Origin of the sequence: Okeania sp. SIO2C9 (assembly GCF_010672455.1) — a bacterium.
GTDB lineage: Bacteria > Cyanobacteriota > Cyanobacteriia > Cyanobacteriales > Microcoleaceae > Okeania.
Genome location: NZ_JAAHGO010000070.1, coordinates 12,897 through 37,671, shown reverse-complemented (window position 1 = coordinate 37,671; position 24,775 = coordinate 12,897). Strand labels below are relative to the sequence as shown.

The following is a 24,775-nucleotide window of genomic DNA, read 5'->3' as shown; positions in this document are numbered from 1 at the left end:
CTCTCCACCTCAATAGTCGAAATATTCGTGCCACTACTAATAATAATATCCTTAGCGCGATCGCGTAATTCCATATAACCATCAGGATACATCACGGCCAAATCTCCACTATGAAACCAACCACCCCGAAACGCCAACTCAGTCGCCTCCGGATCGTTAAAATATCCCTGCATGACATTATTGCCACGCATCACCACTTCTCCCATAGTTTCCCCATCAGCAGGTATATCTTGCATATCCTTATCTACTACCCGCATTTGAGCAGCATGAATATAAGGCACTCCCTGTCTAGCTTTCAACTTTGCCCTTTCCGCCATTGGTAGATCGTCCCAAGGTGCTTGCCATTCACAGACACTATGGGGTCCGTAGGTTTCTGTTAAACCATAAACATGAGTAATATCAACTCCCAACTCTTCCATTGTCTGAATAATAGTGGGGGAAGGTGGTGCACCAGCAGTGGCAACTCGAAGAGGATGGGAAAGTTGTAATTTTTTGATGGCGCGGTCGTTGGCAAGAGCAATTAATATTGTAGGGGAACCGCAGAAATGAGTCACTCTCTCATCCATAATTAACGAGACGACAGTATTAGGGAAAAATTTCCGCATACAAATATGAGTACCACCCACAGCAATGACTCCCCAGGTAAAACACCAACCATTGCAATGAAACATGGGTAAAGTCCACAAATAGATACTGTTATTATTCATCCCTAATTCTAAAGCTTCGCCCAAAGCATTGAGATAAGCACCACGGTGGGTATATACTACTCCTTTTGGTTGACCGCTGGTGCCACTGGTATAGTTGATAGAAATTGGTTCGTTTTCGTCTGTTAGGGGGGAAGGTAGAGGGTCTGATGTACCTGTAGTTAAAAAGGTTTCATAATCTGTTCCTGGTAACTTTTCTCCTGTTGTTTCTATCTGAGTATCTACTATATTGATAATTTCTTCGACAGTTTCTAACTCATCCCGCACTGGTGCTACTAGGTGAGATAATTCTGTATCCACAAATAATAGACGCGCTCCACAGTTATTCAGGATGTAGCAAATATCTTTAGCAGCTAATCGAATATTGATAGCGACTAAAACTCCTCCTGCTAGAGGAACGCCAAAATGTGCTTCTAGCATAGGTGGAATATTCGGGCAAAGGAAAGCTACGCGATCGCCTTTTTGTAACCCCCAATTTTTTAAGGCGTTTGCTAGTTGATTTACTCTAGTGGCAAACTGAGCATAAGTCCACCGAGAGGAGCGGTAAACTATGGCCTCTTTGTCACGAAATGCTCCCACACTGCGTTCTAGGAAACTTTGGGGAGTGAGAAATTGAGAGGAAACTTTCATAATTTAGAATTTAGAATTTAGAATTTTTTGAGAATTTAGAATTTAGAATTTAGAATTTAGAATTAATTTTGAGCTTTGGTATTTTTTGAGAATGCAGGGCGTTTTGCGTTGGGGTAATATCAAATCCTTTAGAATTTAGAATTTTTTGAGAATTTAGAATTAATCCGGAGAAAATTTGTATCCTTTGAAATCTCCTATATCTTGCCAAAGTTACTTAATGGAAAATATTCTCTGACCACAATGAAGAACGCCCTGTGGGGAGATGGGAAGATGGGAAGATGGGGAGGTTGAATATTGAAGTATAGATAGAATTATAAACATATATTGTATATGTATAACCGGATTCTATATCAAATCCCCGTTGCAAAGCGTAATTCTAAATTCTAAATTCTAATAATTCTAAATTCTAATAATTCTAAATTCTAAATTCTAAATTCTAAATTCTAATAATTCTAAATTCTAAATTCTGCATTCTTTTAATTTTGAGCTTTAGTATTTTTAATGATTGCATGAAGAATAGAAATTAATTCATTAGATTCATTTAATAAAGGAAGTAATCTTTGTTCTAGTTCTTTTTCTGTTGCAATTAATATCTTTAACCAGTAATTAGTCTCTCTAGCTTCCTTGAGAGAAATATTCATTTTATGAATAAAATCGGCTTTACTTTCTGCGTTTTGTGCTTCCTCAATATTCGCGCCTATGCTTGTCCCAGAGCGTATTAATTGTTTACTCAAATCATAGCCTGTCCCACCATTTTCTCTCAAAAACTTGCAAAGCTTTACTATTCTGATGCTAAAATTTAAACTTCTATCTTGTATATTTTTTTTTACCATATATAGGTGATATTTATTCTAAATTCTAAATTCTAAATTCTAATAATTCTAAATTCTAAATTCTAATAATTCTAAATTCTAAATTCTAAATTCTAAATTCTAAATTCTAGTGAATCCTTTTTTCATAACCGACCCACTCTTTCTCCCGCAACAAATATTTCTGAACCTTACCCGTAGCAGTCTTTGGCAACTCTATAAATTCAACCGCTTTCGGAATCTTAAAAACCGCTAAATGCTGACGACAAAAATCAATAATTTCCTGCGCCTTCACATTAACATCAGACTTGAGAGTAACAAAAGCTTTCGGCACTTCACCTCGTTTCTCATCCGGGATAGCAATAACCGCCACTTCCAAAACTGCTGGATGTTTATAAATAACTCTCTCCACCTCAATAGTCGAAATATTCGTGCCACTACTAATAATAATATCCTTAGCGCGATCGCGTAATTCCATATAACCATCAGGATACATCACGGCCAAATCTCCACTATGAAACCAACCACCCCGAAACGCCCACTCAGTCGCCTCTGGATCGTTAAAATATCCCTGCATCACATTATTGCCGCGCATCACAACTTCTCCCATAGTTTCCCCATCAGTAGGTACATCCTGCATATCCTTATCTACTACCCGCATCTGAGAAGAATGAATACAAGCAACTCCCTGTCTAGCTTTCAAACGAGCGCGTTCGGCAAGTGATAACTCATTCCATGGTGCTTGCCATTCGCAGATAGAATGAGGACCATAAGTTTCAGTTAAACCGTAACCATGAATCAATTCAATTCCCAACTCTTCCATTTTCTGAATCAGAGTTGGGGAAGGTGGTGCACCTCCAGTAACAACTGTAACGGTATGGGAAAGTTGTAATTTATTGATTACTTGATGCTCCTTGGTAAGCATTATTAATATTGTGGGAGAAGCACAGAAGTTAGTCACTCCCTCATCCATGATTAATGAAATTACTGTACTGGGGTAAAATTTTCGGAGACAAACATGAGTACCACCCACAGCAATGACTCCCCAAGGAAAACACCAACCATTGCAGTGAAACATGGGTAAAGTCCACAAATAGACACTGCGGTTATTCATTCCTAATTCTAATGCCATACCTAAAGCATTGAGATAAGCACCACGGTGAGTATATACTACTCCTTTTGGTTGACCGCTGGTGCCACTGGTGTAGCTGATAGAAATTGGTTCGTTTTCCTCCGTGAGTGTCGATATTATCGGGTCTGAGCTACCTGTAGTTAAAAAGGTTTCATAGTCTGTTCCTGGTAATTTTTCTCCTGTTGTTTCTATTTCAGTGTCTACTATATTGATAATTTCCTCTACACTTTCCAACTCATCCTGCACCGATGCTACCAGATGAGATAATTCTGTATCGACAAATAATAGACGCGCTCCACAGTTATTGAGGATGTAAGAAATATCCTTAGCAGCTAATCGAATATTAATGGCGACTAAAACTCCTCCTGCTAAAGGAACGCCAAAATGTGCTTCTAGCATCGGTGGAATATTCGGGCAAAGGAAAGCTACGCGATCGCCTTTTTGTAAACCTCTATTTTTTAAGGCATTTGCCAGTTGATTAACTCTAGCGGCAACCTGCGCATAAGTCCAGCGAGAGGAGCGGTAAACTATAGCATCTTTGTCGTGAAATGCTGCTAGACTGCGTTCTAGGAAACTTTGAGGAGTAAGAAATTGAGAGGAAACTTCATAACTTGGCATTCAGAATGCTCCTTTTTCAGAATTTAGAATTAAGTAGAACCTAATATGGCAAATTTTAAAGATATGTTATAATTGAGAATTTAGAAGAAATCGAACTAAAAATGGCAAATTTTAAAGATATACAAGATAGGATTCTGAATTTTAGCATAAGATCGGTTGTCTGGAGAATAGGGATATATTGTTGGGTTTCCCTCCGTCAACCCAACCTACAAGATCGGCGATCGCCCTTATTTTCCTAATATTTTGTCATATTCTGCATGATGTCCTATCCAAAACCATGCCATTTCTTGTCCATCTCCCACTGCAATAGCTCTGTAATGTATCCCAATCCGAACCGTCCAAAAACGACCTACTTTCTTAAAATGTAATGAAGGATAATAGGGATCTTGTTTTAATAAATCATAACATTTATCGGCAAGGTCTTGAATATGGGGGGGCAATTGTCGATAATAATACCAAAAATCAGGGGTTGCTCGATGTTTCACAAGTCCGTGCAGTTTCCTTCTCGTAAGTGTTTTAACGCTTTTTCTGCTAACCCATCTAGCTTACCTGTGGTTACATCGGTTTCAAATTGTTGATCCCATGCTTCTGCGTCAAATTCAGCAAACCATCGACGAAATTCGGTTAAATCTTGGGGGGACAACTGGCTAATTGCTTTTTCTATCTCTTTTAATTTGTTGGTTTCCTTCATCATTTTTCCTGATTTTTATTAAGTTCAATTAATTAAGCTTAATTTAGCTCATGCGCAATCATTTTAACCCAAGACATATAAAACATTTGTTATTGTATCTTTTTTTCAATGTTTGTCCGTATTATCTGGATTCATTTCCATTTGCCTACCCTGCAAGAGCGATCGCACTAAAAGAAGCTCAAAATCAATTCTCAATTCTCAATTCTCAATTCTAATTTATGAGCAAGGCGCGGATGATAACCGTGTTGAGGAATATGTCCGGCGGTGGGGGATTTGGGTTAGGTGTGGGGTGGATGAGCTGCTCAATGGTTTGGGTTTGTTGGGTTTCATATCCAGCATCGCCTTTGCAGTATGGTGTGTTGGCTTTGGCGTAACACTCCCAATCTTAATCTTTTGAAGGTGCGTTACATTTCATTAACGCACCCTACAAGATCGATCGCACTATAACTACTAGGGTGTGAAGCGCGACAGCGCCAACACCGAATCAACATAAAAATGACACGTTACAATCCATAAACGCATTCTACAATTAACACTCCGATGGTGGTTTACATTTCATGGCGTTCGCATTGGTGCAAGTCGAATTAACACTCCTAGGACTTACGCACCAAGACCCAAAAAGATACAATAATAAATATAAGACGATCTATATTCAAGCTGGCACGTCAGAAGAGATCGCAATTGTAATTTATGCCTCATTATGGGGTTTTGCGTGGGTGCTATCGCTTCGATTGGGCTTTGCTTGGTGCGTTAACCCAAGTGTAACGCACCCTACAAAAGCTGCGATCGCACTTTTTGCTTTCCTCATCCTTCTGTGGCTCGACGATTTCCCTCGCTGAGGATTCCTACATTGCCCTTGCGGATCTCGGCTACGTGGAGGCGTCGCCCGCTCCAAAGACCTTCCTGCTGGACATGGCTCGGATTCAGGTAGGTGTCTTGGCGTGCGCCAATGAACTGAGGATCGTGCTCAAGGAACCCAGACGCGGCGCGTTCGTCAGCTTTAGTGAAGTCTCTCTCACTTAAGGAGCTATAGAGCACCTTGATGGCTTGCTTCAGATCAGCATTAAACTGATCGAGTCGCTCTTCCAGGAGCTTTTCGAAGCCTTCTGCTATACCCACGGTTTTGCTCTTCCTCACACCTACATCGAGCGAAAGATTCAGATGTTTTTTGAGATCATCAGCCAGAACTGCAAGATCATCCTCCGTCAACATGCCTTTAGCCAGGCTGACCAGATGATCCTTCACCCAGAGAGGCGAGACATCCTTGACTACACTGCTCAGGAGAGCGTCCATGTCGAAGTCGAAGTCTTGCGGAGTCGGTGGCTGAACGACTGTCTCTTCTGTCTGCTTGGCGGCGAGGTAAGAATAGGCCTGCTTCTGCCAATCGCGTACTTTGGCCTGAGACTGGATCGCGAATAAACCAGCTAGCTTGCGGTGGAGGAGGGGATAGAACTTAGCAAGTTCTCCTGACGCATCTTTCGGCACGGGCATGGCCTCGGCTAGCTTCCGCTCAATACGTTTCAGAATCTGGGTCGATTTATCGGCCAAACCTTTTCCGAGGTCCTGAATCATATCTAGCGTCTCGATGTCGGCGGCGAAATTGATCTGCGAGTCCATACCTCCCGAGTGCTTATTGCTCGCTCCAACCTCGATTTCACCTAGTCTTCCAGCCGTGATCGCAGGACCAGGCAGTTCGTCTAGCTGGGTCTTCGCCGAGAGGTTCTCCGGCCCGATGGACAGCTCCTGGAGTGATTGGAATTCAATCCCAAGGGCAGTGTTGAGGGAACTCACCAGCTCCGGGAGCTTACCCCAGTTCATCCAGCCGGTAATTCCCTTCACAGCCCCGACGAGCCCCGTCTTCAAAATATTGTCCATTTTATTAACCACATCGGCATGTGGCATGGGGCGACCGCCCACGGTTGGGACTGCAAAGGGCGGACTGACTAGTTCCAGCGTGCTTTCAGCGTCAGTTTCAAGGATCCAGGGGAGGTTGGTCAGCGGTAAGGTTTCTTTGCTACGGGTAAGCTCGAGGTGTGAGACTCCGCGCAGGGGACCGTTCTTCATCTGGGCGAACTCGTGCTCGAAGCCCAGGGTGGTCACCAAGCTGGAGAAGGCGGGGCGGTTGTTGACAATCAACGCCTGAACCTTCTTCTGGTTATTGACGATCTCAGCGGCGTTGCTTCCGACATTCCACAGCAGCCAGTAGGGTTCGACAATGACACTCATCGCTTGTGCGAACTCTATCCAGTCATTAAATTGGCGGTTCTGCTTGTCATAAACCGGCAGTACGCCATCAAGAATGCCAGCGTTAAACAGGTCGATTTTTGGGATCTTACCCGCCTCGTTCCGTCTCTCAAGCCGGAGGGGCGACTGAAGACGCGGTTTTATTTGAGCCGCGGAGAGAGACTCTTCGCCGATTTCGATAAGCCGTTGTATGACGCTTCGGTGACCCCCGCCAACTCCGCTAGCGTGCGGCTGCGGGGATACCTCAGTGGCATGTGTAGATTGGATTTGCGAACCGCTTTTGTTTGTTCCGTCTCGGCGTTCCGCAGGAGATCGAGCTACAAACCGATCACCGGCAGCCTTCTGCCCAAACACATCCGCTTCGCACTCCAAAGCCGCATCATCGTTAATCGACATCCCTTTGGTCTGCATCGTGGGCTTCACTCGCCCCTGCATCTGCTGCACCACGTGCCACCCTTCATGGGGCAGATGACGCTCTTGCCCCGGCCCCACCTCAATGTTCTGGCCTTGCGTATAAGCGAGGGCGTTAAGTTGTGCCGGTTTGGCAGAGTTGTAATGTACACGCACACCCGACATGTCCAGACCTGAGAGCTGTTCCAATCCCACCTTCAACGAATCTGGAATCCCAGTGCGGTTTTCAACCGGTGCGCCGGTGGTCTGGAGCTGAGTCGGCATCACATCGGTGGCGAATTTGCCTTGCAAGGGTTCCTCTTCTTCGAGATCGCTCTGCCGCTGCACCACCCCCCCATTCTGCTGCACTACATGGGTCAACTCATGGGCAATCAACTCCTGCCCCCCTCGGATCCCAGGCTCATAAGCCCCCTGCCGAAAAAACACATCCTGCCCCGTCGTAAACGCCTTCGCCTGAATTGATTGATTCAACCGATCCGACTGACTATCCGTATGCACCCGCACCCCACTAAAATCCGCACCCATCGCCTGCCCCATTTTCGCCTGCCAGCCCGGATCTAAATGTTGCCCACTTCCCCGCGCACCTTCAATTGCTGTTTCCAACTCCCCAGTCGCATCTCCTCCTGCGTACCCATCCATTCTGTTTACCACTGCCCTTCTAAATAACACACCCTCTTCCATCCCTTCCCTTTGCACCATCGACACTTTGGGACTAAACCCAAAATCCCTAACTCCTGTCATTCTTTCGAGCTGGATGGCACTTGAGTGGGGTTTCATTTGTATCTCTTCATCACCTGTGTGACGTTGTACCGATGCAGGGGCATTAATTTCATCAACCACCCTCCTGGCTACCCTATCCGCTTCCTGCTCATAGGCATCATTAGGTTCACCTACAGTTAACTTCGGCTGGATGCTCATACTACCTAACTTATCTGGACGAGGTGCTCTTAATTGATTTCCCAACTCCCCTACACTCCTTGAAGGGGGTCGTCCTACAGTAAACTTCGGCTGGATGACCATACTACCTAACTTATCTGGGCGAGGTGCTCTTAATTGATTTCCAAAGTCTTCATCCTTCGTTGAAGGTCGATCGCTCATACCCGCAAGTTGTGCAGCCATCACATTCTCTACCATTGCCCCTAGCTTGGGCTGCTTGTATCCCTGTAATTCAAGAGTTTCGGGTGAAGTATATTCTCTGTTTGGTTGTACTGGTTGTTCTGTTTTAGGAAAACTGGCTTTTCCTTTATCCTTTGTCAACGGTTGGTATGAAGATGCGGCTCTGTTGAGTGAAGTTTTAATCATAACCGACTGCTCTATTTAATTGTTATACTAAATCTAATTATTATAACAGTTATGACCTAAGTTGTCAACTAAGTGTTAGCCTTAACGTCAGACACCGAAAGTTAATATTAAGAAAGTGCGAAATGTACGCACCCTACAAGAGCGATCGCTATAACTCGGCATCACACTGACATACTTAACATTACTAGCATCAATTAAGTTATGTCCGCATCAAGACGATCTTTGTATGTTTTTGATATAGTTACATTACTAGCATCGGTTAAGTAATGAGTCCACTCAGTGTCATACTTGGCAGGTGTAGCCTCTTTACACCAAGCTTCAGCATCGGTTTTATCCTTACCTGTTAGCTTACTATTGATTTTACTTTGAACGTGATTTGCAATCGTACCAAAACCAGGTTTTACTTTATACTCAACCCAATTAGATTTGTAGCCCTTAATCGCAAGTGCAGTATCTATTTTGCTCTCTACAACAGCATTGTGAGATTTTAAATGATGATTGTTACTTAAAGGTGTTCCGAGAAACATATTTCTTTTGTCACCAGGCCCCCCAAAACGCGCTCGAATTTGATGCATTTTTGTTAACGTATGGCCTGACTTAGGATCGGTTAAGATACCTTTTGATTTCCATTTTTGCATATCCTTCAAATCCTCCGGATCGTTAGGACCTGTATGATTAACAATTGTAATATTGGTAGTTTTAGCTGTACCTGTAAGGGGATTAATAGCACCACAATTCCAAGGACCTGTTTTAGTCGGAACTGTAGACGGAGTAGTAATTTTTGAATATGCCTTCAAATCTATATTGTGAGACCAATGAATAGTACCACTCCCTTCCACTAAACCCATTAATTCATCATTGCCACTGTCATAAACCGGTTGTAATTCGTTCCGAATTGTGCCCAGAATAAACTCACCTGCTTGTTCTTGAAATTTTGTGGTCGTAAAACCATCCGACATTTCTGCATCTTCTACTGCATTTCTTTGTTCGGTTCTTGTGAACAGTAGATCGCCACTATCATTATAGGGTTCTAAGACAACATCATATTCTTTAAGTAAATCTTTGAATTTCTTATCAGCGTCGGAGATTTTCTTGCTTAATTTGGGATCTTTTATCTGCAACAGCATTTTAAACTCGTCTTTTAACCCATTAAAAGTTCTTGATACTTTTTTGCTTTTATGTCCAAGATGATAATTCTTCACTACCCCTATTTTTTTTGCTTTTTGAAAATATTGTTGTTGTTTCTTTGTAAATGTGTGTTTGCCCAATTGTGCTGTATTACTTTTAAAATGATAATCACGTTTTGGATTAATCATTCTTTCTAAATGATTTACGGCACTTTTGTTATTCTTTTCGGATGTGTTGGCAATCATTGCCTTTCCACCCATGACATCCGCTTCTTTCTCCAACTCAGCATCATTATTCACATTCACTTTGCTTTCCAGTTGCATCGTTGGCTTCACTCTTCCTTGTTTCTGTTGCACCACATGCCAAGCTTCATGGGGCAAATGTTTTTCTTGTCCTGGAGCAACATGAATATCTGTTCCTTGTGCATAAGCATGTGCCTGTAATTGACTTGGTTTCTCTGAATTGTAATGCACTTTCACATCATCCATCGAATAACCAGAGAGGTTTTCAATGCCCGCTTTGAGGCTATCTGGTAAACCTGTTTTGTTCGCTGTTTCTGCAACTTTTGCTTGGATGGGTGCTGAGGAAGTTTCTTGAGAGCTATCTGCTTGCAACTGCGTTTCGCTCCCACCTTCTGTTTCCGATACCTGCTCCTTTGCGATCGCAGATTCCAATAATGAAGAGGGTCGTCCTACAGTTAACTTTGGCTGGATGCTCATGCTACCTAACTTAGATGGGCGAGGTGCTCTTAATTGATTTCCCAATTCCCCTACACTCCTTGAAGGGGGTCGTCCTACAGTTAACTTCGGTTGGATGACCATACTACCTAACTTATCTGGGCGAGGTGCTCTTAATTGATTTCCCAACTCCCCTACACTCCTTGAAGGGGGTCGTCCTACAGTTAACTTCGGCTGGATGACCATATTACCTAACTTATCTGGGCGAGGTGCTGTTAATTGATTTCCAAAGTCCTCATCTTTCGTTGAAGGCCGATCGCTCATACCCGCAAGTTGTGCAGCCATCACATTCTCTATCATTGCCCCTACCTTGGGCTGTTTGTATCCCTGTAATTCAAGAGTTTCGGGTGAGGTATATTCTCTGTTTGCTTGTACTGGTTGTTCTGTTTTAGGAAAACTAGCTTTTCCTTTATCCTTTGTCAACGGTTGGTATGAAGATGTGGCTTTGTTGAGTGAAGTTTTGGTCATAACAGACTGCTCTATTTAATTGCTATACTAAATTTAAGCATAATAAGGGTAATGACGTAAGTTGTCAACTAAGTGTTAGCTTTGGCGTCACGCACCGAATGTTAATATTAATGAAGGCACGTTACATTTCGCGTCCTACAATAGCGATCGCACTGATTATTATAGAGTCGTAGTATTAGGGGTTGGGTCGGAGTGTTACATTCCGTTAATGCACCCTAATGAACCGTTTCAACTAAAATGATGCAATCGGAAATCTACTAGAGATTGCTTCACTATCGTTCGCAATGACAATTCTAATACACTACTTTAGATGAAACAGTCCACTAGGTAGGGTTAAAGATCGTGCAACCCAACACCCTATCAGATAACCAACCCAAATAACCAATAATAAGCGAATAAGGGTTGATTTTTTTTTGTTTCGGTTGTTTGGAGAATTGGGATAAATTGTTGGGTTTCCTTGCGTCAACCCAACCTACAAGAACGGCGATCGCAACTACAGGCGAGCGCACTATATCGGGGGTCAAGCTCCGATCAGTACGTCGTCCACGGGTTGGAATGTAAGTGCTTTCCAACCTCCTGTAGCCATCGCTCTTTCGTCAAAGAGTCCGCTTTTTTAGACCAATAATTCCATTGGTCTTCTGTACTTCCACCTCCACATTTTGCTGGATCTAGAACAACTGATTCTCCATTTGGTTTTGTCACATTTAGTCCGTTGCTTCCTATAACTGATACTGTAAGGTATCCTGTATTTCCATCCAATGCATTCGCCAACGCTTGCGCAAATGGTGCCGAATTGCATCCATGGAGTTTTATTGTACTTGTGGTTGTTTTACCATCAAACAGATGAGCTTGCAACATTGCATCGGCCATTTCTTGGGAAGTATAACCTCCAAATTTCCCGTCTGCTTCTATATGAGAGACTAGGTGAAGACGTTTGCCCCCCTTCTTTTTTTGCTCATCAAAAGAATTAACAGTAACGGTGTCTTCATTCAAAAGTTTTGTCCCTTCCTTAATCGGTGGATCCTCGCCCATAGCCATTTTTCCCCGTTGAATCGTATGCGCAACACTGGTACGTCCCACTAAAATATTACTTGTGTGTTGTAATCTTCTTAACCTTCGTTGGGTTAGGGTTGTTGCTTCTTTCCTATGTATTGGTGGTAATGAATCTTCCTTCGAGCGATCGCCTGTGCTTACCGACTCCTGGATAGAGGTTATCGCTGATGATAAATCCCCGGTAGTTTCTACCTCGGAATGGCTCTTGCGTTGCACCGCGACCCCATTCTGCTGCACCACATGGGTCAACTCATGGGCAATCAACTCCTGCCCCCCCCGACTCGAAGGCTCATACGCCCCCTGGCGAAAAAACACATCCTGCCCCGTGGTAAACGCCTTCGCCTGTATAGATTGATTCAACTGATCAGACTGGGCATCGGTATGCACCCGTACCCCACTAAAATCTGCCCCCATCGCCTGCCCCATCTTTTCCTGCAAGCCCTGATCTAACGGTTGCCCACTCCCGCGTGCACTATTGATTGATGATTCCAAGTCCCCAGTCGCTTCCCCACCTCTGTACCCATTCATTCTGTTTACCGCAGCTCTTCTCAATAACACACCCTCTTCTATCCCTTTCCATTGCACTATCGGCTTTTTTGGACTATACCCTAAATCCTTCTCTCCTGTCTTTCCTTGGAGCTTAATGGCACTTAACTGGGGTTCCCTCTGTAACTCTTCTTCCCCTGTTTGACGTTGTATTGGTGCAGGGGCATTAATTTCATCTACCACCCTACTAGCTACCCGATCCGCCTCCTGCTCGTAAGCATCATTAGATTCTCCTATAGTTAACTTCGGCTGGATGGTCATACTACCTAACTTAAATGGGCGAGGTGCTCTTAATTGATTTCCCAACTCCCCTACATTCCTTGAAGGGGGTCGTCCTACAGTTAACTTCGGTTGGATGACCATACTACCTAACTTATCTGGGCGAGGTGCTCTTAATTGATTTCCCAACTCCCCTTCATTGAATGTAGGGGGTCGTCCTACAGTTAGCTTTGGCTGGATGCTCATACTACCTAACTTATCTGGGCGAGGTACTCTTAATTGATTTCCAAAGTCCTCATCTTTCGTTGAAGGCCGATCGCTCATACCCGCAAGTTGTGCAGCCATCACATTTTCTATCATTGCCCCTACCTTAGGCTGCTTGTATCCCTGTAATTCAAGAGTTTCGGGTGAGGTATATTCTCTGTTTGGTTGTACTGGTTGTTCTGTTTTTGGAAAACTGGCTTTTCTTTTATCCTTTGTCAAGGGTTGGTATGAAGATGTGGCTCTGTTGAGTGAAGTTTTAATCATAACCGACTGCTCTATTTAATTGCTATACTAATTTTAAGCATAATAAAAGTTATCTCAACGTTGGTTGAAGACCCGCGCTGTCTCGTAGAGCAGCGTCGGGATGAAAACCAATCAATTTTGCGGCGCATGCCAATAGTGTGTTAGACTTAAAAAAGGCTGCTGGGCTAGCAGTGTCAGTCTGTGGAGCGCGCCTTTAGACCGAAAAGAGGCTTGACCTTGGAGGCTGGTGCATTGAAGCAGAAAGAACTAAGAGCGCGATGGTTAGGAATCCCGCGCTGTCTCGTAGAGCAGCGTCGGGAGGATGTCAAGACGTAAGCTATTAACTAAGTCAATTCTCTATCAAAAAATGTGGAAAGAGGACTCCCGTTATCATCGCGAGATTTAGCGGCAGATGAATTTCAAGGGCGAAAATATACTCTGAGCGAAGCGCGAAACATTTTCAGGACTTACGCAAATTGACTTTTAAAGTACCATATGTAGGGGCGAATGGCATTCGCCCTCCCTATATGTAGAGCCTCTGCGTAAGTCCTGATTTTTTTTGTTATAATTGTATTAATCATAAACAATTTTAACAGTAGTGGCGTGACACAGCTAATTTGGTGCATCGGGTAGGGGCGGGTTCCGCGGTAGGGGCGGGTTCCGCGTTAACTGAATGGTTTTACCAACAACGAGCGTGAACCCGCCCCGGTTTTACCCAGGACTTGGTAAACCCGCCCCCGCACCAATAATCTAATGCACAGTTTTAGCTGTGTCGGTCCAGTAGTAATTGTTATTACTTTAACTTATCAGTATATATTTTTTTTATCAACAGAACTTACGCAAATTCTTAAACAGTACGCTATCAGTAGGGGGCGAATGCCATTCGCCCCTACAATATATGGCGGTTATGCGTAAGTCGCGATCAAAATAATATGGGTCGCGCCACCCCGCCTTTTCAGGCGAAATATTTTTGGAGCGAAGCTCAAATCCCCGTTACAAAAATAACTTCTGTACGGGCGAATGCCATTCGCCCCTACTGACTTCTGACTTCGTTAAAGCCCTTCCATTGCTAAATCTTCAATAACTTGCAGACCTCTGGGGTCTCCTACTCGTAACAAAGATGATTTAGCATCTTCCCGCACTCCCATATCTTGCTCCTCTTCTAATGCTTCAATTAAGGCATCAATTCCACCTGCATAGACCACATTAGAAGGTAATTCTCGACATAATTGACCAATGGCCCATGCACAATTACTCCTAACTGCTGGCATTGAGTCTCGTCGCAAACCTTCAATTAATGGTGGTATTGCCCCTACTACCACTTCATAACTTACTTTGGCCATCTGCCCAAGAGAACTTGCTGCCCATAAACGCACTGCAGAAATATCTGTTCTGAGGACATCAACTAAAGGTTCCAAAGCACGGCGATCGCAACAATTTCCCAAGGCCCAAACCACTCCTTTACGGACATAGCCATTGAAGTCCCTATTCAATTGTGTAATTAGAGGTTCTACTGCATCTGGGCTAGGATTACGGCCCAAAGCATAAGCAGCACTCACTCGTATTAATGGACAATCATCTTCTAATAATTTAATTAATGGAATAATAGCCCGTTTTTCCTGGAGTTCACAGAAAGCTCGCGCTGCAATCATCCTTTGGGAGGGTTCTGAAGAAGTTAGCAATGGCAACATTTCCTCTGGATCTGGTTTTGGGGGATCTTCTCCTAAATGATCTAAAGGACTTTCTTCCATTGGCTGAATATTGAGTTGATTGAGGTCTTGATTGTCCATAACAGTAATTTTACTGTACTTATGTACTTTATAATTTTTTACTTTCTTTTGTGAAATTGTATTAGTACTATGACAGAATTAATTAAAAATTAATTAACTATTTGTCAAAATTTTCGTCCAAATATCACCTAAGCTTGGTTCATTTTCTGCCAACATTCACAAGCGATCGCCCAATCTTCTTCTGTATGTACTACCAATACTCGTACTTTTGAATCTGAAGTAGAAATTTCGGTATCCATCCCTGGTTTAATATTTTTTTTCCGGTCTATTTTTAACCCTAAAAATTCAAAGTTTTCACAAGTTTTTTCTCTGACAATTGCTGAATGTTCTCCTATTCCAGCAGTAAATACTAAAACGTCTATACCACTAAGAGAAGGGAGCATTTTTCCAATACAACAACAAAGTTGATGAATATAAATATCGAATGCTAATTGGGCAGGTTCATCTCCTTCTTGCATCGCTGTGGTTATATAACGCATATCTCCAGATTTTCCTGATATTCCTTTTAACCCTGATTCTTTGTTGAAAATTGTATTGAGTTTTTCTGCATCGAGACCATGTTCTCGCATTAAATAAATGAGAATTGCCGGGTCAATTGAGCCACTACGAGTTCCCATCATTAATCCTTCTAATGGAGTAAATCCCATGGTAGTATTAATACTAATTCCATTACGAACTGCTGCTAAAGAAGCTCCATTACCTAAATGACAAGTAATTATCCGCAAAGATTCTAGTGGTTTTCCTAAGATTTTTGCTGTTTTTTGAGCACAATATTTATGACTTGTGCCATGAAATCCATAGCGCCGAATTCCTTTTTCAAACCATTCATAAGGAATTGGATAAACAGCAGCTTTTTTTGGCATTTTGCTATGAAATGCTGTATCGAATACTGCGATTTGAGCTACATTTCCTAATGTTTTTTCAATGGCTTCAATTCCTTCTAAATGATTGGGATTATGGGTAGGTGCTAAAGGAATAAGATTTTTGATTGTTGCCTTGACTTTATCTGTAATTAATGTTGCTTCTGAATAATCTGAACCGCCATGAACTACTCGATGACCAACTACATCTATATCGGATAGTTTTTCTATAACTTTAGTTTCTCCTTTGCTAAGAGTTTCTAACATTTTAGTAATGCTTTCTAGGCGTTTTTCTGGGTTAAGTTTTACCTCTTTTTCCACTCCATTTGCTGCAATTTCCATCAGACCATAATTATCATTAGCAGTCCAGTCAATTGCTGCTTCCCAAATTGGTTTTGGTGGATTTTCTGGTAATTTTTCCCCAGTAATTTCATACAAGCAACTTTTTTGGGAACTAGAGCCTGCGTTTAAAACTAAAATTTTCATAGTTAATAATTATTTCTATTTTTTAAATTATATTTTTTGGTAATAATATACAAGTAATACCAAATCTCAAAAGTATTGCTATAGCAGTCGAAGCAAAGGTTAGGACAGATAAAAAGCTTAAAACTCAGATAACGTAATACTTTTCCTTCTTCCTTCTTCCCTCTTCCTTCTTTCTTCTGCTATACATCTCCTTGAGAGTAGGGAGTATGGTTCAAAGAAATAAGATATCTTGGCTTAATACCGAGAATCGTTACAAACATTACTGAACTATTATTATTACTTAATAAATGAAATTTTAATTAAGTATCGCATTATTTTTGGGAATTGGTATAACAATATTTCCTTGCAAAAGTCAATTAGTTGATATATATTTTTCCTGGAAAACTTAGAATTAAAAGGTTCCTTGTCACCTAATTTCAATAAATATCTACTTTTTTATAGCAGAAGGAAGAAGGGAAAATCTGGTATTGTCTGAGTTTTAAGCTTTTAATATGTCCTAATCTTTGCTTCGACTTCTACACCAAGAAACACAGAATAAAGAGGATAAAAAAATCAACTTAAATTCGATTATAAAGCCTCCTAATAGTTATAGGAAAATTTCATTTTATGATACATCTAGTGGAAGGGTATTCAACTATTCAAAAAACCTATAGCAATATGATTTGAGTTGTGAGATATTGGAAACTTTTAGGCAACAGGCAACAGGCAACAGGCAACAGAGAAGAAGAAAAAAACGTATCATATGAATGTAATAATTGCTATATTCTATACTTTTAAGGAACACTTGAATTCTCACAACTGATTCCTGATTGCTATAGTTATCTCCTAATTCCCAATTGCCGAAAAATTGTAGTTTAAAGCCTCCTCTTTTAAGGGGATAAAAAGAAAAATTTTCCTTTGAGTAAATCCTCTTCTTTTAAAGGGGAGGTAATTATTAATTATTAATTATTAATTATTAATTATTAATTATTTTAAGTACCCTGTAAAGACCGTAATTTTTCGTCAAGATAACAACGGTCTGATAAACAATGTAGCAATGGACCATGATCACCCATTTCTACAATACTGACTCCACCAACCAACATCGCAATGCGATCGCGATACCTACCAATATCAATTCCTAATAAATCACAAAGCATAATTCTAATAGTTGCTTTATGAGATACAACTAATACATTACCTGTTTCATGGTTGTCTTGAATTTCTTGAATTACCTGAGAAGAGCGACGAGCAATATCTATACCTTTTTCTCCACCAGTAGGTGCATTCCAACCAGGATCTGTTAACCAACGAACATATTCATCATGGTAGTCGCGATTAACTGTTTCTGGAGTTTCTCCTTCCCATTTTCCGTAAGCAATTTCTTTCAAACCATCCCGTATTTGCATTTCTAATCCTACTGCATCACACAAAGGTTTTGCAGTAGCAATTGTTCTTTTCTTCGGGCTAACATAGGTGGCAGTCCAATTTAATGAGCTATGAGTTTTAGCAAATTGTTCTGCCATTTCTAACCCTTCTGGAGTCAATTCTGGGTCTAAAATGCCACAGTAACCGCCAGTTTTACTGTATGTAGTTTCTCCATGTCGGATAAAATACAACTTCAAACTCATGGACTATATTCCTAATGATTTTTCTTTGATATACTACCACTTTCACTGATTAATCTCATGTTCAGATAATGAAGCTGTTTGAGAAGGGTACAAATTACCAATTACCCATTGCCGACCTTCAAAAATACTATAAGTATTTAACCTAATATTATCTAATTAAATATTAATAATTTCCAGCAAATATTTTCTGAAAATTAAGTAGTTAAAACTAGGTTAAAATCAGGTTAATTTTCGATAAAAATAATTAAAAAATTCAAAAAAATTAACTTTATAGAACCCCTGATCGTATCTTCATAAATATGCGCGTTTTTTTAGCCTTGAGTCAGGAGACAGGAGACAGGAGTTCAACAATGAATAATGAATAATGAATAATGAATAATGAATAATTACCTCTCCTTTTCAAGGAGAGGATTGACTAATAATGAATTTTTTTTTCTCTTGGTCGATTGGATATGGCTCCGAGACCTCGCCATCCCATCCTACGGAATGCTGCGCAAACGACCGCTTATTATTCCCTTAAAAGGGGAGGCGCATACCCACAATTTTTCGGGAAGAGGGAAGAGGGAAGAGGGAAGAGGGAAAAGGGAAGATGTGGGGAGAAATAATACAAAAAATTCAACACTTCAGAGCAGATTTTTCCTCAAAATTGATGCGCAAAAAGACTTGACTACCATAATTATATAGAACTCAAATTGGTTCTATATACTACTGATTGATTTTATGAAGTATAAAGCTTGGGATTTTAGGCAACAAAAAATCTAGGAGTATTAATGTATCTATATGAAAATTATAAATTAAATCATATATTGAATATTTAAGGTAGTTAATCACGCTTTGATGATAATCGTCCACAATCTTAGAGTCTATAACTTTAGGCAAAGTAGGAATCTGATTGTATAAATTTAGCCCAATAAATGGTAATTTGAAATTTTGTATCTGGTAATATCTTACAAAGCTGAAAGTCACAGAAATTTTAATGTAGAAATTATTAATTGATATGACTTTTGACTTTTGACTTTTGACTTTTGATTTATAAATTATAAATACTATGACTTTTGAACGTGCAAGTGGCATCATACTACACCCTACCAGTTTACCCAGTAGATTCGGCATCGGGGATCTAGGCAAATCAGCTTATGAGTTTATTGATTTTCTGGCCAGCAGTGGACAAAAAATTTGGCAAGTATTACCTCTAGGCCCAACAGGTTATGAACATTCGCCCTACACCATGAATTTCAGTGCCTTTGCGGGAAATCCTCTGTTAATTAGTCTGGATATATTGGCAGAAAAAGGACTATTAAATCCTGATGAACTCACACCTCTACCATCAGAAAGTGACCCAGCATACGCTAGAGTAAACTTTGCAGAAGTTATCCCCCACAAAGCTAAATATTTCCAGCAAGCTTACGATCGCTTCAAACAAGCCATTCCTCCAGAATACGAAATTTTTTCCCAACAACAATCATATTGGCTAGATGACTATGCTCTATTTATGGCTTTGCATGAGGCCAACCCAGATAAAACATGGAATCAATGGGAACCAGGTTTAGCTCGTCGAGAATCAGGTGCAGTAAAAATAGCAACAAGTCTATTACACGATAGTATTGAATATCATAAGTTCTTGCAATTTCAGTTTTTTGAACAATGGACAAAAGTCCGCAGATATTGTCATGGGAAAAATATCAAAATTATTGGCGACGTTTCGATTTATGTCTGTCATCATAGTGCAGAAGTTTGGAGTCATCCAGAAAACTTTGACCTCAACCCAGAAACTTTAGAACCCGCATGGAAAGCAGGAGTACCACCAGACTATTTTAGTGCAACTGGGCAGTTATGGGGAAATCCTGTCTATAACTGGGAAAATTTAATCAATACTAACTTTGCTTGGTGGATCGAAAGATTTAGAGCAACTTTACAATATGTAGATGTCGTGCGCGTGGATCATTTCCGTGGTTTTGAAGCTTTCTGGCGAGTACCCGCAGGGGAAGATAATGCTATTAATGGGGAATGGGTAAAAGCACCAGGATACAAATTATTTTCCAAATTACAGGAAGCTCTAGGAACTCTACCTATTTTGGCAGAAGACTTGGGAATTATTACTCCAGAAGTAGAAGCAATGCGCGATCGCTTTGAATTTCCGGGAATGCGAATATTATTGTTTGCTTTTGGCGGTGAGGCAGATCATCCCTACTTACCTCATAGTTATATTAACAACTGTATAGTCTACACAGGTACTCACGACAACGATACTACTGTCGGTTGGTGGTTACAAGCTCCTGAGGCAGTAAGACAGCACGTTGCTCAGTATTTGGGTTATGCTAGTGATGGTGATATCCATGAAATTAGTTGGTCACTCATGCGTTTAGCTTCTGCTTCCGTTGCTGATATGGCAATATTCCCTCTCCAAGATATTCTTTCCTTAGATAACGGCGCTCGCATGAATGACCCTAGTGTTACTCCTGGTAACTGGCGCTGGCGCTATACCACTTCAGAGCTTTTGAGTCAAGAATTGAGCGATCGCTTACTACAACTTACTCAACTTTACAACCGATAATCAATGGAGAAAATAGTATAATATGTTACTTTTTTTTACTAACTAGATGTAAAAAACAGAAAAAAAGATTATTATCTTTTCCCTTATCGGCTTAATACCCTACCTTGCAGAAAATGTCAATGGGGTTGGTGGCGTGAGAATTCCCATAGACCCCATTCTCAAAATTTTGACTATTGACTACTAAATATTGACTACTGACTACTTATTCAAAGATTTTTATCAGCAAAAAGTATGATTTTTTTCTGCTTGATTAATTATCAATATTAACAGGCAGGTTTTAGCGTCATAGAAAATAACCTGCCTCTTACGTAAATAAACAGAAAGCGCTATTCATAATCAAAGCTGGTTTCAAAAACTACCTATGTAAGTTATAGCAGTTTTATTCAGATAAAGCAAAGAGACCTTAGAGGTGTATTTCACAAAGCATAGAGCATAAATTATATGCTTCATTCAAGTGAAAAGCGCTATAAATTTGTACCAAGTTTTGATGAAGTTTATATAAAGTTTTGATGAAGAATTTTGATTTTTTTTCCTCTGTATATTCTCTATTGTCTTAAATTATAATATTCAGTTTTTTATACATCTTAACAAGAATATAAAATTCATTCTCTTACTTCGTTAAAATTGCTATACTATAAGAAAAAATCAATGGGTTAGACAAACTTAGTCTTATCCCCATATCATTCATAATCTGGAGGAACCAGGTAATGCATATTTACTTATCAAACAATGACAAACTAAAAGCAAGATTCAATCATTCCATACTCAAATTTTTTAAAATGAAAAAAACGAGCAAAATAGGGCTTAGTTGCATACTTAGTTTAGTGGCTAGCCAGAGCATTCAAACATCAGTAAGAAGTATAGTAATAAATGATACTGCGGGAGCAAGCACTGCTCAAGCCTTGGGTGCTCCTTTTACATCTGTCACCGAGATTTTATCACTAAATCTTGACACAGATGAATTTGAAAGTGCTTGTACTGGATCGCTGATTGCAAGTAATTATATACTTACTGCCCAACATTGTGTTCAGGATTTTTTCCCCGAAGACTTTAGTGTACTATTTCGCAGTAACGATCCTGAAAACAGTGTTTTAGCAGATATTGCCGTAACTGACATCTTTCAAGATGATACCTTTGGTCTATTGGATGGTACAGATATCGCTATACTTGAACTGGAGGAAGCTGCTCCAGACTCAATCGATCCTTTAAAGCTATTTGGTTACAACCCTGAAGACTTCATTGGCAGTGATGCAAGTGTAGTTGGTTTCGGTTTCAATGGTTTAGGCAGTGTCGGCCATGACTTTACTGCAGATGGCTTGCGTTGGGCTGCTGAAAATACAATCGATCTGTTTGATGGCGGTTTTGACCCAGCATTTAATGATACCTTTGGCTCAAACATTTTCAACCTTGACTTTGATGATGGAGCTGATGACAATAACACTTTATCCAGTTTTGGTAGTAGTTCTTCGCCACTCAAAAATGAAGGTACTACTGCTGGTGGAGATAGTGGTAGTCCTCTTCTGGTAGAAGTAGGTGGGGAATTATTGATTGCAGGAGTTCTTTCTGGGGGTACGAATGACACCAGTGAATTTGGTGATATCTCCTGGTTTACTGGAGTTTTAGAACATCGCGAATTTATAGAAGATTTTGGTGGTGAGTTTGTTGGTGATTTTGTCCCTGAACCTGCACCTACTCCCACACCTGAACCTAAACCTGTATATGGAATCAAGAATGGTAATTTTGATGATGGTTTCGATGATTGGAGTTTTATCGGTGCTACTACTATACAACAGAGACAGGGTCGTAACGCTAGTACTCCACTCCCAGAGGGTGATTATAAAGGGTTAATTATTAACGATACACTTGCTGTCCCTGCTGATGAGGTTGAAGAATTCTTAGGGTTAGCTCCAGAAAGTCTAACAGATTTATCACCAGACGTTGAATTCGTTACTCAAGGATCTGCGCTCAAGCAAACTTTTGAGGCAAAAGCAGGAGATATTTTAACATTTGATTTCAACTTTTTGACAGATGAATTGCTAGCTCCAGAATTTGATTTCGATCCTTTAAATGACTTTTCTTTTGTCTCTCTTTCCAGTGATGTATTAGACGATCCTTTCTTAGAAATATTAGCAGATGTTTTCTCCAGTACATTTGTTGATTCTCCAACTGCCTTCGATAAAGAAACAGGATATCAAAATTTTTCGTTCGAGATTCCTGAAACTGGAATTTATACTTTAGGGTTTGGAGTTACAGATGCAGATGAATTCGGATTTTTGTCTGGTCTTTCAGTTGATAATGTGACGCTTACTGCCAGTGCTGTCACACCAGAACCCACTACAACAATAGGATTATTTGGTACTGTTTTTGGAGCATTTTCTTTGCTAAAGCGTAAAAGAAAGTAATATCATGTCCGGCAAGAGGAGAAGAAGACAGTTTTTGATAGCGCTATGAAACGGACATGATATAATATGATGGCAATTAGCTATTAGTTTGTTACTTCCTCTGAAAATATCTCAGCTTTCAAGGTTAGTTAATCTACTTAACTTTTAAATGCAAGTGCTATATTTCCAAATATTGGAACTAATATTAATCCCTACTCTTAAAATTAGCTCGAGTGGGGATAATTTTTGTCAATTAGGGAACAGGGAATGAAGTCAGGAGTCAGGAGTCAGGAGGAAATATTGGAGGAAAGTAAAGATAATTTCAGTATTTCTTTAGTACAATCAGTACTGTCAGTCCTTAAATTTTATTTATAACTGACCCGTCCGAACATGATATTAGAACTCCCTCTTCTTCCCTCCTGACTCCTCCCTTATTATACCAATTTAAAAAAATAATGCTACAAAAAGGTAGATATTGATTGAATATGCTTAAAAATAGCTGCTCCAGTTCATTTTAGATAGTTATTTCTATCGTTTTTCCCTTTTTTTCAATATTTCCCCCTTATTCCTTCTTCCCTCTTCCTTCTTTCGTACGGACTATGCAACGTCCCTACCATTTGTAACAAACATTTATCACACTTGGTATTATTTATAACTATTCAACTGGACATAATATTACCCACAGCGGAAACGGGAGCAAGATGCTCCCACTGTAGAATTAAACCTTAGCTAATTGGAACACAGCTCCTAAACCAGACGCCATTTCCTCTGGAGAAATTTTACCATCCTGATTGATATCTAGAGCATCAAATACAGCATCAGTTCCTGCCCACTCTTCACGAGTGATGAAACCATCACCATCTAGGTCATAAATATGGAAAATATCTTCTGCTGCATGAGTGACTCCCTCTAGACGAGTCAAGCGTTCTGCTAACAGATTTTCCAATGATTCTAATGCTTTAGAGAAACCTTTAATGCCTTCATCCAGTTTTTGAGATGCCATCCGGTTTTCAGCGTGCATCTTATCAAATGTCTCTTTGTCTAAGGCAATTTTTTCGGCATCAGACTCAGCCGCTTTCTCCACAGAAAGTTTCGTCGGTAGGTCCCCTGTAGTTGATTCTAGCTCACCCAACAAACCAGGTGAAATAGTCAACAAGTCGCAACCTGCTAATTCTGTGATTTCACCAATGTTGCGGAAACTAGCTCCCATGACTTCAGTCTTGTAACCAAATTTCTTGTAGTAGTTGTAGACTTGAGTCACAGATAATACACCGGGGTCTTCCGCAGGAGGATAAGAGTCTCGCCCAGTTTCCTTTTTGTACCAGTCTAATATTCTACCTACAAAAGGAGAAATCAGAGTTGCGCCAGCTTCAGCACAGGCGATCGCTTGATGCAGACCAAATAGTAGGGTTAAGTTGCAGTGAATACCCTCTTTTTCTAACACTTCGGCGGCCTTGATACCTTCCCAGGTAGAAGCGATTTTAATCAAGATGCGATCGCGAGAAACTCCTGCTGCTTCATATTGAGCGATTAAATCTCGTCCTTGAGCTATTGTTGATTCTGTATCGTAGGATAGTCGTGCGTCAACTTCTGTAGATACTCGCCCTGGAATAATCTGTAAAATCTTGAGTCCAAAAGCAACTGCTAGTCTCTTAAATGCTAAATTTGCCACATCAGAAGGAGTTGCATCTGTTCCCAACTCTCCCCTTGCTTTTTTCAAGGTTTCATCCACAATTTCCTGATACTGTGGCATCTGAGCTGCAGCAGTAATTAATGAGGGATTAGTAGTAGCATCCCGTGGTTGAAATTTTTCAATTGCTTGAATATCGCCTGTATCCGCAACAACGATGGTTACTTCTCGTAATTGTTCGAGTAAATTCTTAGCCATTTATTTC

14 protein-coding genes are annotated in these 24,775 nt (G+C 40.6%); 2 read left to right on the top strand and 12 right to left on the bottom strand.

Annotated features, from left to right (window positions below; translation table 11 throughout):
- The 11 genes from F6K23_RS32095 to F6K23_RS32045 form a co-directional block, all read right to left on the bottom strand.
- Nucleotides 1–1,334 (bottom strand): AMP-binding protein (locus F6K23_RS32095; RefSeq protein WP_293163684.1); only part of this gene is annotated, 1,334 nt, incomplete at its 3' end.
- A gap of 476 nt (nt 1,335–1,810) precedes the next feature.
- Complete coding sequence (locus F6K23_RS32090; RefSeq protein WP_293163681.1) at nt 1,811–2,167, bottom strand: four helix bundle protein; 357 nt, start codon at nt 2,165–2,167, stop codon at nt 1,811–1,813.
- 106 nt (nt 2,168–2,273) lie between these two features.
- Nucleotides 2,274–3,893 (bottom strand): acyl--CoA ligase family protein, encoded by a 1,620-nt coding sequence (locus tag F6K23_RS32085; RefSeq protein ID WP_293163678.1) that lies wholly within the window; start codon nt 3,891–3,893, stop codon nt 2,274–2,276.
- A 227-nt stretch (nt 3,894–4,120) separates the two neighbouring features.
- Nucleotides 4,121–4,378 carry a hypothetical protein gene (locus F6K23_RS32080; RefSeq protein ID WP_293163675.1) on the bottom strand — a complete coding sequence of 86 codons (258 nt, stop codon included), beginning with the start codon at nt 4,376–4,378 and terminating at the stop codon, nt 4,121–4,123.
- Nucleotides 4,375–4,587, bottom strand: coding sequence for a hypothetical protein (locus F6K23_RS32075; RefSeq protein ID WP_293163672.1), 213 nt, complete (start codon nt 4,585–4,587; stop codon nt 4,375–4,377). Before F6K23_RS32075 ends, F6K23_RS32080 begins: the two co-directional genes overlap by 4 nt.
- Nucleotides 4,588–5,388: 801 nt before the next feature.
- Complete coding sequence (locus tag F6K23_RS32070) at nt 5,389–8,541, bottom strand: DUF4157 domain-containing protein (protein WP_293163669.1); 3,153 nt, start codon at nt 8,539–8,541, stop codon at nt 5,389–5,391.
- A 194-nt stretch (nt 8,542–8,735) separates the two neighbouring features.
- Nucleotides 8,736–10,874, bottom strand: a complete 2,139-nt coding sequence (locus F6K23_RS32065) for a DUF4157 domain-containing protein (protein WP_293163666.1) — start codon at nt 10,872–10,874, stop codon at nt 8,736–8,738.
- 531 nt (nt 10,875–11,405) lie between these two features.
- Nucleotides 11,406–13,220: a DUF4157 domain-containing protein gene (locus tag F6K23_RS32060; protein ID WP_293163664.1), complete on the bottom strand. Its 1,815-nt coding sequence runs from the start codon at nt 13,218–13,220 to the stop codon at nt 11,406–11,408.
- Nucleotides 13,221–14,251: 1,031 nt separating this feature from the next.
- Nucleotides 14,252–14,989 (bottom strand): HEAT repeat domain-containing protein, encoded by a 738-nt coding sequence (locus F6K23_RS32055; RefSeq protein ID WP_293163661.1) that lies wholly within the window; start codon nt 14,987–14,989, stop codon nt 14,252–14,254.
- Nucleotides 14,990–15,117: 128 nt separating this feature from the next.
- Nucleotides 15,118–16,335, bottom strand: coding sequence for an acetate kinase (locus tag F6K23_RS32050; protein WP_293163658.1), 1,218 nt, complete (start codon nt 16,333–16,335; stop codon nt 15,118–15,120).
- 971 nt (nt 16,336–17,306) lie between these two features.
- Complete coding sequence (locus F6K23_RS32045; protein ID WP_293163655.1) at nt 17,307–17,945, bottom strand: histidine phosphatase family protein; 639 nt, start codon at nt 17,943–17,945, stop codon at nt 17,307–17,309.
- 1,048 nt (nt 17,946–18,993) lie between these two features.
- On the opposite strand from F6K23_RS32045, the gene malQ reads away from it, so the two are divergent.
- Both malQ and F6K23_RS32035 read left to right on the top strand, forming a co-directional pair.
- Complete coding sequence (gene malQ / locus F6K23_RS32040; protein ID WP_293163652.1) at nt 18,994–20,499, top strand: 4-alpha-glucanotransferase; 1,506 nt, start codon at nt 18,994–18,996, stop codon at nt 20,497–20,499.
- A gap of 779 nt (nt 20,500–21,278) precedes the next feature.
- On the top strand, nt 21,279–22,901 hold the full coding sequence (locus F6K23_RS32035) for a trypsin-like serine protease (protein WP_293163650.1): 1,623 nt from the start codon (nt 21,279–21,281) through the stop codon (nt 22,899–22,901).
- A gap of 697 nt (nt 22,902–23,598) precedes the next feature.
- Here the strand turns inward: F6K23_RS32035 and F6K23_RS32030 are convergent.
- On the bottom strand, nt 23,599–24,768 hold the full coding sequence (locus F6K23_RS32030; RefSeq protein WP_293163647.1) for a transaldolase: 1,170 nt from the start codon (nt 24,766–24,768) through the stop codon (nt 23,599–23,601).
- Between the last annotated feature and the right edge of the window lie 7 nt (nt 24,769–24,775).